Source organism: Alteromonas sp. RKMC-009 (genome assembly GCF_003584565.2).
Classification (GTDB): domain Bacteria; phylum Pseudomonadota; class Gammaproteobacteria; order Enterobacterales; family Alteromonadaceae; genus Alteromonas.
Genome location: NZ_CP031010.1, coordinates 733,943 through 747,401, shown reverse-complemented (window position 1 = coordinate 747,401; position 13,459 = coordinate 733,943). Strand labels below are relative to the sequence as shown.

Below are 13,459 nucleotides of genomic sequence, written 5' to 3'. Positions count from 1 at the left end.
ACGGTTCAAACAGTAACATAATGTAACCTTGCCGGTGATGCTAATAACTAAGTGTAACAATTCAATAAAAGCGGAAAGAAAGAAAATTGCAACTGCAATAAGACGCGATGACAATCGCCGGTGATAAATGGTGGGGGAAATAAAAAACGGTGACAGATGTCACCGTTTTTTTGAAATCAGATAGCGTTGACGTTGGCAGCTTGCAGGCCTTTTTGACCTTGCTCAACTTCAAACTCAACTCGCTGACCTTCGTTCAGGGTTTTGTACCCTTCAGAAACGATAGCACGGAAATGTACGAATACATCTTTGTCGCCGCTATCCTGAGTCAGGAATCCATAACCTTTATCTGCGTTAAACCATTTAACGGTGCCTGTAACTTTAGACATGTAGACCTCAAAACTTTCAATAAAACTGCGCCAAAGGCGCTTTACTCGTGGCCTCATTGCAACGGGATATTTGGGTCTTACATGGGATGGACAAACAACTTACAACAATTACAGGTGTAACCAGAGCGTTCAAAACATCATGGTAGAAACAAAAATAATCTCGTCTTAAAAAGACCTTAGGCTAAAACAGCCTAAAACCACTATAACAGTTGGCGGGAAAAATGATACAAAAATTCACCGCTAACAGAAAATTATCACAATTTCGTAACCGGAGTGTCAGATTCCCTTACTTACGAAGACTTAGGGTGACTGTGACGCCAGCCCTGAATCCAGCATCCCAGCCCTACTACACCGCTCAGTGCAGCGAATGACCAGTGGTGAACATATACAGGCAGAATGGCCGCCACAATGATAAACGTGGACCCGACCACCACCCAATGATTGGCCTTGGCTGTTTCCAGTTGCAAACGTGCCAGCTCCTGATGATTTCTGGCTATTTGCACAGGCATGGTTTTTACCTGCCTTAAGCTGTCATAGAGCAGATCAGGCATCTCCGGCAATTTCTCTGACCAGAAAGGCAGGTTGTCTTTTACCTTGGATAACATGGCACGGACACCTATCTGTTCTTTCATCCAGTTTTCGAGAAACGGTTTTGCTGTTTGCCACAAATCCAGTTGCGGATAGAGTTGCCGCCCTAAGCCCTCGATATAAAGTAACGTTTTTTGCAGCAAAACAAGCTGAGGCTGCACCACCATATTGAAACGCCTGGCCGTATTAAACAGCTGAAGCAGAACGTTGCCGAAAGAAATCTCTGCCAGTGGCTTCTGGAAAATAGGCTCGCACACCGTCCGGATTGCCATTTCAAATTCATCGATATTCGTATCAGCAGGTACCCAGCCGGAATCGGCATGAAGTTGCGCCACCTTGCGGTAATCACGGTTAAAAAAGGCAATAAAGTTTTCAGCAAGATAACGCTTATCTTCTCTGTTAAGCGTACCCACAATGCCAAAATCGATGGCAATATATTGCGGATTTTCGGGGTGCTCTGCAGAGACAAAAATGTTGCCGGGGTGCATGTCAGCATGGAAGAAGCTGTCACGGAACACCTGGGTGAAAAACACTTCAACACCACGTTCTGCCAGCTTTTTCATATTGGTATTTTGCGCCAGCAGGGCTTCAATATTGGAAATGGGAATACCATATATACGCTCCATGACAAGCACGTCATGACGGCAATAATCACCGTACATCTCAGGAACGTAGAGGCTCTGTGAGCCTTCAAAATTTCTGCGCAGCTGTATGCCGTTCGCCGACTCACGCATCAGATCCAGTTCATCCACAAGGGTTTTCTGGTACTCGGTAACAACCTCCACCGGACGCAGGCGCTTGCCATCAGGCAGCCACTTCTGCAGTACGCCGGCCAGGGTATAGAGCAGTTCCATATCTGCATCGATAGTTTTGCGGATCCCCGGCCGCAGTACTTTTACCACCACATGCTGACCGTTCTCTTTTAATACCGCGGCATGAACCTGGGCAATTGAAGCCGATGCAAGAGGTTGCTCGTCGAACTGACTGAACACCAGGTCCAGCTTAGGTATATTCAGACTTTTGAGCACGATAGCTGTGGCTGCGTCGCTGGAAAAGGGGGCCACTTTATCCTGTAGCCTGGCCAGCTCATTGGCGATTGCCGGTGGCAGTAAGTCCCGCCGTGTAGATAACATCTGACCGAACTTAATAAAAACCGGCCCCAGCGCCTGCAATGCCAGGGTTATCCGTTCGCCGGCAGATTTATCTTTATGTTCGTTGCTGATCCAGAAAATCAGTTTCCGCGCCAGGCGGGCATACCAGGGTAACCAGCGGGATGGAATTAGCTCATCAAGACCATGTTGCAGCAGAATTTTATTGATGAAATACAGACGACCAATACGCATGAAAAAATCCGGTTCAGGCTTTATCCGTTAGAAGGAGGGTTTTGTTCCAGTTTTGACAGCCGGGCTTCAAAACGGGCCACATCGTCTCTGAGTTCCGAGACCTGATCAGCATACCAGGTAACCGCTATACGGGGCACAGCGATATCTTTCTCTTCGGTCAGAGCATTGCTGAGGCCAGCTTTCGCGTTGTTTAAAAATTGCGTGGCAGATTGCCGGGCCTTCGTTAATAACGCAAACGCTGAATGTGCCGGCACATCACCCACGAACCCTGATGCGATTTCCTCCCAGTCGATGTTCAGTTGCTGAAACAAAGCACTGGCCTGCTGGGCAATACTAAGTTCGCCCTCAACCGACAATTTGCCGGCCTGAATAAGGCTGGTAATTTTGCTGCTTTGTTTCAGCTCCGGTAAAACATCCAGTCCGGCACGGACGCAACAGGTATGCTTATCCAGTTGCGCGACCACATCATCAAATGTACCGTTTTCACCAAGCACGTCGATGCGATGAGAGAACACCAGCGACAACGCTACCGGCGTGCCGGTAACGAATACGGTAAGCCGCTGACCGTTCAGAGGCTTTAAACGTTCTGCAGCATGCTTATCCAGCGTCAGCAGGCGGTTAAGAGCCGTTTCAACAGCGGCCGTAACCAGTGCAATGGCAGGCATTAAAACTTGAATCCCCGGTGTAACGCCACAATGCCGCCGGTCAGATTCTGATAGTCACACTGTTCGAAACCTGCTTGCTCAAACATGCCTTTCAATGTCTCCTGATCCGGATGCATGCGGATGCTTTCTGCCAGATACTGATAGCTTTCTGCATCATTGGCCACAAGCTGGCCCATTTTAGGAAGAATGTGAAAGGAGTACATATCGTACAGTTTACTGAGCTGCTCAGTGGTGGGCTTAGAAAACTCAAGCACCAGTAACCGGCCCCCCGGTTTTAACACGCGGTAAATGGAATTCAGGGCGTTCTGTTTTTCCGTCACGTTACGTAAACCGAATGCCATGGTCACCACATCAAAGGTGTTATCAGGAAACGGCAATGCTTCGGCGTCGGCCTGCACATAATCGATATTGTTGACCAGACCCCGGTCACGTAATTTGTCACGGCCAACTTTCAGCATAGACAGGTTGATATCTGCCAGAGTGACCTGACCTGTGGGGCCTACAAGTCGTGAAAACTTAGCTGTCAAATCACCGGTACCACCGGCGATATCCAGCACTTTATGCCCTGTGCGGACGCCTGAACAGTCAATAGCGTGGCGCTTCCACAAACGGTGAATACCTAACGACATTAAATCATTCATCACGTCGTATTTAGCTGCCACAGAATCGAAAACATTGGCAACTAACGATGCCTTCTGTGTTTTATCAACCTGCTTATAGCCAAAATGGGTAGTGGATGTTTCCGCAGCGGTATCTGCCCTGCTCGCCGTATTATCGCTCATGGCTGTCCTGTCTTTAAATTTCAGTGTGAAGAAGTGTACCCAAAAGCGGTAACGAACGACAGTGGTTTGCCGCCGCTACGCTTATTTAGATCAAACTTTGCAGTGTTCTCCTGACGGTGAACATTAATTTCCGTTGGGGCCCCAGCTAAGTGACAATGTCTGGCTGATTTCCTGCAGCGATAACCCGCTTTCCTGCTGCCATTGAGCAAAACAGGCGTTTGCAGCTTTCAACGACTTCTGGCTGGTCAGTGAACCGTCGATGATTTCGTGCTTGCGCAGGTAATCTTCCACGTCACGGGAAAACAAAAAGGTATCAACGCCCAGCGCACGTAGCGTGTAAGGTCCGGTATTGCCGCCCAGCCGGGCGCCGTGCTTTTTCAGATACAACCAGAGCTCAGTAATACGTTCAGGACCGAAACCGGCAACAAATTCACCGAAACTACCATGATCATGTTTGATGTCCTGAATCATCATGGCATTGTCACGTACAGTCATGACTTTTTTGTAATTGCGCACAATGCGTTTGTCAGTGGCTTTCTGCTCAAGCATTTCATCGGGCATAAGCAACACTTTCTCAATATCAAAGCCAAAGAAAACGGTTTCAAAATCCGGCCATTTGGCTTCGATAACCCGCCACACGAATCCGGACTGAAATACTTTCTTTGTCATTGCCGCTAAAAAACGGTCATCAGGAATGGCTGCTACATCTTTTACTGATAAAGGCTGACTGACTAAATGAGAAAGGGCGGCAGCGCCGCCCTTTCTCTGTGCCGCCCGTTTTTGAATCTCTGAAAACGGTTCGGCAGCCATCAGGTTCTGATCCCCGAGTGACGAAGCAATGCATCTACCTGAGGCTCACGGCCCCGGAACGCAACGAAAAGTTCCATGGGCTCTTTACTGCCGCCCATCTCAAGGATGTTCTCTAAAAACGCTTTGCCTGTATCACGGTTAAAGATACCGTCTTCTTCGAACCTGCTGAATGCGTCAGCAGACAGTACTTCAGCCCACTTGTAGCTGTAATAACCTGCTGCGTAGCCACCGGCAAATATATGACCGAAGCTGTGCTGGAAACGATTGAATGAAGGCGGTGTGACCACGGCAACCTGCCCGCGCACGCTGTCGAGTACCCCCTGAACATCCACAGTTGCACCATCCTGCTGATGGATTTTGAAATCAAATAAACTGAATTCAAGCTGACGCACCATCTGCATGGCAGAGTGATAATCTCTGGCTGCCAGCATTTTATCCAGCAGTTCATCGGGTAACGGCTCACCGGTTTCATAGTGACCGGAAATAAAGGTTAACGCCTCTTCTTCCCAGCACCAGTTTTCAAGGAACTGGCTTGGCAGCTCTACGGCATCCCAGGGCACGCCATTGATACCGGAAACCCCGGCGACAGACATTTTAGTCAGCATATGATGTATGCCGTGACCAAACTCGTGGAATAAGGTAACCACTTCGTCATGGGTGAACAATGCCGGTTTGCCGCCCACAGGGCCATTAAAATTACAGGTCAGATACGCGACCGGTAATTGCAGCTCACCATCCTCTCTGTAACGGCGTACACGACATTCATCCATCCATGCGCCGCCACGCTTTTTAGCACGGGCATATAAATCAAGATAGAAACTGCCCCGCATCACATCCGCGTCATCAGTAATCGTGAAGTAGCGTACATCGTCGTGCCATACATCGATTCCCGGCTGCTCAACAATCGTCAAACCATAGAGCTGATGCACAACGCGGAACAGACCATGCAACACTTTGTCTTCGGGGAAATAAGGGCGCAGCATTTCATCAGAAATGGTGTATTTTTCCTGCTTCAGTTTTTCACTGTAGTAAGGTAAATCCCAGGCGTTCAGTGACGTAATTCCGAAACCGGATTTAGCAAACGCTTTGACTTCCTCCAGTTCTTCCTGTGCCTGCGGACGTGATTTTGCCGCGAGATCTTCCAGAAATCCTGTTACCTGATCGGTAGATTGGGCCATTTTTGTTGCCAGAGACCGCTCCGCATAGCTGCTGAACCCGAGCAGTTTTGCAATTTCAGTACGCAGGGACAGAGTCTCCTGAATGATGGCTGTGTTATCCCACTGGCCACCATTTGGCCCCTGCTCTGACGCACGGGTCGTATAGGCGCGGTACATTTCTTCCCGCAGGGCAGCATTGTCGGCATACATCATGACAGGCAGATAAGAGGGTATATCCAGTGTGAACAACCAGCCCTGCAGATCTTTCTGATGGGCTGCCTGCTCTGCCGCAGCAAGTGCGGATTCAGGTAAGCCCGCCAGCTCTGACTCATCGGTAACATGTTTCGACCAGCCCATGGTGGCGTCCATCACATTATTACTGAACGTAGAAGAAAGCTCGCTTAAGCGGGCCTGAATGGCAGCAAAGCGTTTTTTCTCTTCAGGCGGCAGGGCGACACCGGATAAGGTAAAGTCACGGATGGTATTATCAATCAGCTTCTTACGCTGTTCATCGAGGCCGGCAAATTCGTCACTTTCTTTAAGAGATTTATAGGCATTAAACAGGCCTTCGTGCTGACCAACCCAGGTGCCGTATTCAGACAACAAAGGCAAACAGGCATCGTGGGCTTCCCGCAGTTCATCACTGCTGACCACAGAGTTCATGTGGGAGACCGGTGACCACATTTTCCCCAGGCGGTCATCAGCCTCTTCAATTTTTGCCACCACGTTGGCATAGCTAAAATCGTTACTTTCCACCACTTCGTCGATGGTGGCTTTACAATGTTCGATGGCTTTTTCAATCGCCGGCTTAATATCTTGCGGAACGATACCGGAAAAAAGCGGCAGCCCGTCAACTTGCTCAATAGCAGGGGTAGTCATAATGATCTCGCTTGTTATCTGATGTCATGTGACTTTGATTATGGTGGCTAAGTGTCACAGCAGGCAACCGCACAGACTGCCTGCTTCACTTAATAACATTTACTCAGATGTTGGGATCACACAACACAAAAACAAGCGCAGTTACATCATTGACACAAATGGTTGGGTAATCACCACTTTTTCCAGCTCATTTCTCGGTACTGCCTTGCTGAAGTAAAAGCCCTGCACCTGGTCACACCCGATAGTTTGCAGGATCCGGAGCACCTGCTCAGTTTCAACCCCTTCTGCGATGGTCTCGATATTCAGACGCTGGCAGGTTTCAATGAGGCTTTTCACCAGTTCCCGCTTATTGACCTCGTAATCGATATTGTCCACCAGCGATTTGTCTAACTTCAGTACGTCCACAGGCAGTTTCGCGAGGTACGACATAGAAGTAAAACCGGCACCAAAATCATCGATGGCGATTTTGACTCCCAGCAACTTTAATTGCCAGAGCAGGCCATTCACGTAATCACAGTTGGTAGCAATAGCGGTTTCCGTAATTTCCAATTCCAGGCATGCGGGGTCTACCGAATAGCGCTCAATTTCGTCTTTTAAGATTTGTACGATCCGGTGGTTTTGCAGCTGTTTGGCCGACACGTTCATGGAAATACGCTTGATATCAGGGCTGAAACGCATCAATTCAGAGGCACTACGTACACTCTGGCGCAACACCCACTCGCCAATCGCTTCAATCTGACCGTCGAGTTCAGCCAGACGGACAAACTCTGCAGGCGGCACCCAGCCAAGATGATGATGCTGCCAGCGCAGCAACACTTCAGCGCCTTCCACCAGCCCGTTCTTCAATGTTACTTTGGGCTGAAAAGCCAGTTTAAACTGATTATTGTCGAGACCATTCTGCACATCAGCGCGAATAAATTGCTGACGCTGATAACGCTCAATGGTGCCATCGTCGAGATTGGACACGTGGCTGGAGTGCATCTCCCGTAAAATGGTAAGCTCAAGGTTCTTTATCAGTGTGTTGTAATCTACCGGCGATTTCCCGAGTACCCGGAAGCCAACGCCCACCTGGCAATACACTGCCCGCTTATCAATGCTGTATGTGCGCTGCAGTTTCCGGCGCAACATAGCACACCAGGACTCAAGTTCTTCTTCATTGGTTTCACGCATCTGAAAGGAGAACAATCCGAATTCATCACAACGTACATGACAGTTACCATCAACAGCATCTTCAATAAGCTGCCCGACCTCACTGACCAGCGCGGCCATAGTATCTTCACCATGACTGTAGGAAACGTCATCCATATTCACCAGCTTCACCGCGATAAGCGCCGCATTGGCATCAATACTGACCACATTGGGCGCTATCTGAGGCTCACCGGCATCATCGACCTGACGAGTGAGTTCTGCGATCCGTCGTTGCCAGCCATGATTCCGGCGCCCCTTAAAATACTCAAATGCCTGATCGATTTCGTTGATGAGCTGTCCGGCATTCCATGGCTTGGTAAGATATTTATTCGCCAGTCCGTTGTTCAGCAACCCCACCGCCATATCAAAATTGCTTTCTCCGCTCAGCATCAGCGTGATGGTTTGCGGATAAAACTGATTGATATATTTCAGCAATTCCGCACCGGTCATACCGGGCATTCTGTGATCTGTGAGCACCACGGCGATATTACTGTTCGCCAGTACCTTCATGGCTTCCTTGCCGTTTTGAGCCGTGTGAACGACATAACCTGAAGGGCGGATAGCCCGTTTGATTGAACTCAACACCGCAGGTTCATCATCAACAATCAGCAGCTCCAGTTTGTTCAACCTCGTTACAGCAGCATTAGAACCAGACATGAAATACCTCATTAACGGGGGCCGGGGACCCGGAGTACACGCATTGCATGTACCCGTGTGTTTAAAGCAAAACGCAGACACGTGGCAGTGCTGCTTTTAGTTATAATTATACGATACCATTCCTTTTTACCGTATCTTGTATAAGTACACACTTATAAATTGGTATAATAATTACACAGAAGTAAGTTTTCTGTGATCCTGAAAATACAAACTTCATTATTTTCAGTAATTTAAAAATACAACAATTACACCAATTGTCACAAATGTCATTTACTATACTTTAGTCTTTATTGTCACTTTAAATTTTCAGTGCTATAAATAGAAAGGTCATTATTTGAGCATCTTGCGGAGCAATACTTTATGAAGACGTTAACGTCTGGCGAAATCGCATCTTATTGCGATGTGAATCTCCGAACCGTCATCCGCTGGATTGAAAGCGGAAAACTCAAGGGTTTTAAGTTACCCGGGCGGGGTAACAATCGTGTACTGGTAGACGACTTTATTGAATTTCTCGAACATCACAATATGCCGGTTCCCTCACAATTGCAGGGAGAAGCAACACCCGGCATTTTGATTGTAGACGACGAATTGCCTGTAGCAAAGTCAATCCAGCGCGTAGCGAGGCGTGCGGGCTACGACACTATGATCGCCACCGGCGGCTTTCAGGCAGGTGTCATGCTCAGCCAGCACAATCCGAGACTGATGACACTGGATTTAAGCATGCCGGGTATGGACGGCTATAGTGTTATTCAATTTACCCGTGAGCAGGCAAGATACAAGCGTCTGAAAATCATTGTCATTTCTGCCCTTGACGACAACAGCCTTGAACGGGCACTGGATCTTGGCGCTGACGCGGTACTTTCGAAGCCTTTTTCTAATCATGATCTGACAGAACTGTTAGATAAATTTATGACGGTGTAAGCCCTGTTTGCCTGAGGAGTCTGTCAATGGTGAAACGTTCTGTATTCTTGCATCCCCCGGTGTTAAGTGCGGTACTGTTTGTCGTGATGACATGTGCCTGTCTGGCATCTGAGCATGACGATACAGCGGTGACAGAACTCACAACACCTGATTTTTCTGCGATTTACACTGCAAAACTACATAAATCGGAAATACCCGGCTATTTTTATGATGGATGGCAAAAATCCGGGCAAAGCATGGTAGTAGTTAAAGAAGTAAAACACCCGATAAAAGCACCACATATCTGTGATGCATTACATTTACTCTCCCCTGCCCTGACGCGTATTGACGTTCCGACAGGATATCCGGCTTCGCCACCGGGCTTATTCTTTACCTTTCGCAGTGCGGGCTAACATGACACAACATGAAAATGGCAAAAGCGCAGATCAACTGCAGCTGGAACTGGAGCAAAAAGACAGGTTGATAGACAGCCTGCAAAAAGATCTCCGCGATGCCCAGCGACAATTGTTACAAGCAGAAAAGATGGCCTCAGTCGGTCAACTTGCCGCCGGCGTTGCGCATGAGATTAATAACCCGGTAGGTTTTGTTTCCAGCAACTTGTCCACTCTGGCTGATTACGTTCATGCTTATCAGGAAGTGATGACGCAGGTTCTTAAGCTGGCAAGTCCGGAAAACACTGAGCAGGACACGATTAAATCGAAACTGGCCAGTGCCATTGAAGAACACGATATCGAATTTATCAGCGAAGATATTCTGGCGCTGGTAGATGAGTCTGCCGAAGGGTTGGAGCGTGTCAGTGAAATTGTGCGCGGGCTGCGGTTATTCTCCCGCATAGACTCTGACGACCGGCAGTGGTCTGATATTAACCAGTGCATGCGTACCACATTGAGTATGGTAAATAACAAACTGAAATATATTTGTCAGCAGGAATTACGTCTCGAAGATATACCAAAGGTGTATATAAATGTAGGGAAAATTACTCAAATCTTTACTAACCTGTTAATAAACGCTGGTCAGGCGATTGAATCTACCGGCAAACAAGGGCAAATTATTGTTAAGTCATGGCATGAAGGTGACTATGTTCATATCAGCGTGACTGATTCCGGCTCCGGAATTAAACAGGAGCACCTCGATAAATTGTTTCATCCGTTTTTCACCACCAAGCCTGAGGGGCAAGGTACCGGACTGGGTTTATCGATTTCATTTGGCATTGCCGAAGAACATGGCGGCGAACTGAAAGTCGCCAGTAAAGAAGGAGTAGGCAGCACCTTCACATTAAGTCTGCCGACGACCGGCCCGGAAGATGAGCAGGAGCCGGAATCAGACTGCTAAAGCCGGCAGCAGCAAGCGTGGTTCACAGGAGAATACATGAGCGAGCAGACGCCCACTCAAGAGGAAAAGAAGTACACGATTCTGTTTGTCGATGATGAGCCGAATATTCTTCGGGCGCTGAAGCGTGCCCTGTTCAAAATGAACATTAACATGCTGCTGGCAGAGAGCGGCAAGAAAGCCCTTGAATTACTGGAAAGCCACACGGTTCACGTTGTGGTATCTGACATGAAGATGCCGCATATGTCAGGTGCAGAATTGCTTGAACAGGTTGCCAAATTATATCCCGACACATTCCGTGTCGTTCTCACCGGTTTCGCAGACATCGATTCAACCATAAAGGCCGTTAACCAGGGCAAAATCCACCGTTATCTTCAGAAGCCCTGGGACAATCAGGAATTAATGAATACCCTGGAAGAAGGGTTGGAGCGGGTTAAATTAAAGGATGAAAATGCCCGCCTGCAAAAACTGACAAGGCTGCAGAATAAAAAGCTTAAGGACATTAATGCCAATCTCGAACAAACGGTGATTAAGCGGACTAAACAAATCAAACTGGCGCTTCAGCGCATTGAGAAACACAATCTGGCGCTTGAGCAGGTGTTATTCAATGTGATCAGCATCAACCCTGATATAGATGGCAAGTTTGCCATTGAAGTCAGTGAGCTTGCGACCCTTTTAGCAGAGCGTGCCGGATTACCCGCAGAGGAAATTAAACTGATCCGTTATGCCAGCTTAATTTGTGAACTGGGATGTCTGGGGCTGACACCGGCGGATTATGCGCCTCCGTTTAACAAGCTGAACTACGAGCAACAAAAGAACTTTCTGTCACAAACAAAACAGGCGGCCACCATCCTGGCACCTGCCCAGCATCTGCAACCGATTTCTGACATTATCGAATTACAGTTTGAACACTGGAACGGTTCCGGTTTGTATCACAAGGTGGCAAAAGAGATCCCTGACGGTGCCCGTATTTTATCAATCAGTCGCGACTACTGGCGGTTAATCACCGGACGCCTGACTGAAAAACACATGACGCCGAACGAAGCAAAGCAGGAACTTAAGAAACACCGCAACACACGTTATGACGCAACTTATCTGGATATCCTGCTGGAATCACAGGAAATCGGATTGCCTAAGCACATAGACAATACGTTTACTGCCAACGAGCTTACCCCCGGCATGGTGCTGGCGGCCAACCTGTACAACGACAGCCATATTCTGATTTTGCCGGAAGGGCATGTATTTACCGAGTCAACGATCGCCAAACTATGTCAGTTCGAAGATGACCACGGCAAGATATTTGAAATCACGATTAAAGCTGGCCGGCTGGACGTGGGTGAATCAGAAAATCAGGCCGAACCTGAATCAATCTGACGATTCGCGGTAGAGCGGAAACGACAGGGTAAATTCAGTCCCCTCGTTGATTGCGCTTTCCACCGACACTGTGGCGTTATGCGCCTGTAAAATTCCATTAGAAATCGACAATCCCAGCCCCGTTCCCACTCCGGTGGGCTTGGTAGTGAAAAATGGCGAGAAAATCTTCTGCTGAGTGACCTTATCCATCCCGACGCCAGTGTCCTTCACTTTCAGAATAAGACGGTTTTCCGTACTGCTTAAGTCCAGTGATAACACGCCTCCTGCCGGCATAGCATGAGCGGCGTTTATCATCATATTAATCATCACCTGCTCAAGCTGTGAAGCATCCCCCACACAGTAAGGGGTGTCTGTGTGAACATTGACCTGAATCTGATGATGATTATCGAAACGGGTTTTAGTGAGTTTCACGCACCGCTGTATAACATCCTGCAAAGACAACGGCATCATCTTACCTTCGCCCTTCCTGGAAAACGCATATAAATCACTGACTATGTCGCGGATACGATCAATACCACTAACATTAGTTGCTACAATCTCATGGGCATCTTCTAATAGAAATGACAAATCGTATTTGGCTTCCAGTTCCTGCAACATCTCTGAGCAACCAGGTTTAGTTTTCGCCCACTGCGCGATTTCTGCAAACAGTTCCTCAAACGTTTCCACATACTGTACAAGGGTTTCAAGATTAGAGCGGATGTAACCGATGGGATTATTAATTTCGTGAGCGATGCCTGCAGTGAGTTTGCCTAACTCCGACATTTTCTCAGCCTGTACAAGCTGAGCCATTGTTTCAGCCATTCCCCGGGTCATTTCATCAATGCGGGTTTGCGTACTGTCCAGTGTGGTTTTGCGCCGGCATTGCACCATTCCATTCTGAAACCAGCTAACCAGGGGCACAAAAGCATTCAGAGCCTCATTACTTAATGGCTTTTCAAGCGCGATGATCAACCACATTTCCGGGTGACCATTGTCAGCAAGCCGCAAACAAATAAAAGGATCGTCTTCCCCGTCATAAAGAAATGTGTCATCAGGATAAGCCGCGTATCGCTTTCTTGCCCGCTCACACAACGCATCAAGTTCAGCATCATCTCCGGACCAGGCTTCTTCTTTGAATACCCGCAATGAGGAAACCAGAGACAGTTCTTCGAACCAGAAAGGCGTATAGAAGCCGCAGCGGGCCTCAAAATGATTGACCAGCAGCTCAATGTATTTGTCCAGCAGAGTGTGCAAAGAGCAGTCCAGGCACAGTACACTCCCCAGTTCTTGCATGAGTATGTGTACAGATTGATTACCGTGCGTGTCATTTACCTGAGGCATACTACTCATATCCCATCGCATAACCCGTTAGACTTTATTTCCTGCTACTTCGTAGTGTAG

General features: G+C 48.0%; 12 protein-coding genes. 4 read left to right on the top strand and 8 right to left on the bottom strand.

Annotated elements, in window-relative coordinates:
• Window positions 1-176: 176 nt before the first annotated feature.
• From cspE to DS731_RS03250, 7 genes are all read right to left on the bottom strand, one after another.
• Window positions 177-386, bottom strand: a complete 210-nt coding sequence (gene cspE / locus DS731_RS03280) for a transcription antiterminator/RNA stability regulator CspE (RefSeq protein WP_108568737.1) — start codon at window positions 384-386, stop codon at window positions 177-179.
• A gap of 290 nt (window positions 387-676) precedes the next feature.
• Window positions 677-2,317 (bottom strand): ubiquinone biosynthesis regulatory protein kinase UbiB, encoded by a 1,641-nt coding sequence (gene ubiB / locus DS731_RS03275; RefSeq protein ID WP_119499984.1) that lies wholly within the window; start codon window positions 2,315-2,317, stop codon window positions 677-679.
• A gap of 20 nt (window positions 2,318-2,337) precedes the next feature.
• Complete coding sequence (locus DS731_RS03270; RefSeq protein WP_119499983.1) at window positions 2,338-2,982, bottom strand: ubiquinone biosynthesis accessory factor UbiJ; 645 nt, start codon at window positions 2,980-2,982, stop codon at window positions 2,338-2,340.
• Window positions 2,982-3,764, bottom strand: a complete 783-nt coding sequence (ubiE, locus tag DS731_RS03265; RefSeq protein ID WP_119499982.1) for a bifunctional demethylmenaquinone methyltransferase/2-methoxy-6-polyprenyl-1,4-benzoquinol methylase UbiE — start codon at window positions 3,762-3,764, stop codon at window positions 2,982-2,984. The genes DS731_RS03270 and ubiE overlap by 1 nt, the downstream gene beginning before the upstream one ends.
• Window positions 3,765-3,887: 123 nt before the next feature.
• Window positions 3,888-4,574 carry a DNA-3-methyladenine glycosylase I gene (locus DS731_RS03260; protein WP_119499981.1) on the bottom strand — a complete coding sequence of 229 codons (687 nt, stop codon included), beginning with the start codon at window positions 4,572-4,574 and terminating at the stop codon, window positions 3,888-3,890.
• A complete protein-coding gene (gene prlC / locus DS731_RS03255; RefSeq protein WP_119499980.1) occupies window positions 4,574-6,610 on the bottom strand; it encodes an oligopeptidase A in 2,037 nt (678 codons plus the stop codon). The genes DS731_RS03260 and prlC overlap by 1 nt, the downstream gene beginning before the upstream one ends.
• A gap of 141 nt (window positions 6,611-6,751) precedes the next feature.
• Entirely contained in the window at window positions 6,752-8,455 is a 1,704-nt protein-coding gene (locus tag DS731_RS03250; protein WP_161599086.1) for a two-component system response regulator, read from the bottom strand.
• A gap of 360 nt (window positions 8,456-8,815) precedes the next feature.
• Between DS731_RS03250 and DS731_RS03245 the strand changes: the two genes are divergently transcribed.
• The 4 genes from DS731_RS03245 to DS731_RS03230 are packed head-to-tail and all read left to right on the top strand — an operon-like array spanning window position 8,816 to window position 12,079.
• Window positions 8,816-9,376: a response regulator gene (locus tag DS731_RS03245; RefSeq protein ID WP_119499978.1), complete on the top strand. Its 561-nt coding sequence runs from the start codon at window positions 8,816-8,818 to the stop codon at window positions 9,374-9,376.
• Window positions 9,377-9,402: 26 nt separating this feature from the next.
• Window positions 9,403-9,768, top strand: coding sequence for a hypothetical protein (locus tag DS731_RS03240; protein WP_119499977.1), 366 nt, complete (start codon window positions 9,403-9,405; stop codon window positions 9,766-9,768).
• 1 nt (window position 9,769) lies between these two features.
• A complete protein-coding gene (locus tag DS731_RS03235) occupies window positions 9,770-10,708 on the top strand; it encodes a sensor histidine kinase (protein WP_119499976.1) in 939 nt (312 codons plus the stop codon).
• A 36-nt stretch (window positions 10,709-10,744) separates the two neighbouring features.
• Entirely contained in the window at window positions 10,745-12,079 is a 1,335-nt protein-coding gene (locus DS731_RS03230) for a response regulator (protein WP_119499975.1), read from the top strand.
• On the opposite strand, the gene DS731_RS03225 is transcribed toward DS731_RS03230, so the two are convergent.
• Window positions 12,071-13,408, bottom strand: coding sequence for a sensor histidine kinase (locus DS731_RS03225; RefSeq protein WP_161599085.1), 1,338 nt, complete (start codon window positions 13,406-13,408; stop codon window positions 12,071-12,073). The two genes, DS731_RS03230 and DS731_RS03225, sit on opposite strands and share 9 nt — an antisense overlap.
• Between the last annotated feature and the right edge of the window lie 51 nt (window positions 13,409-13,459).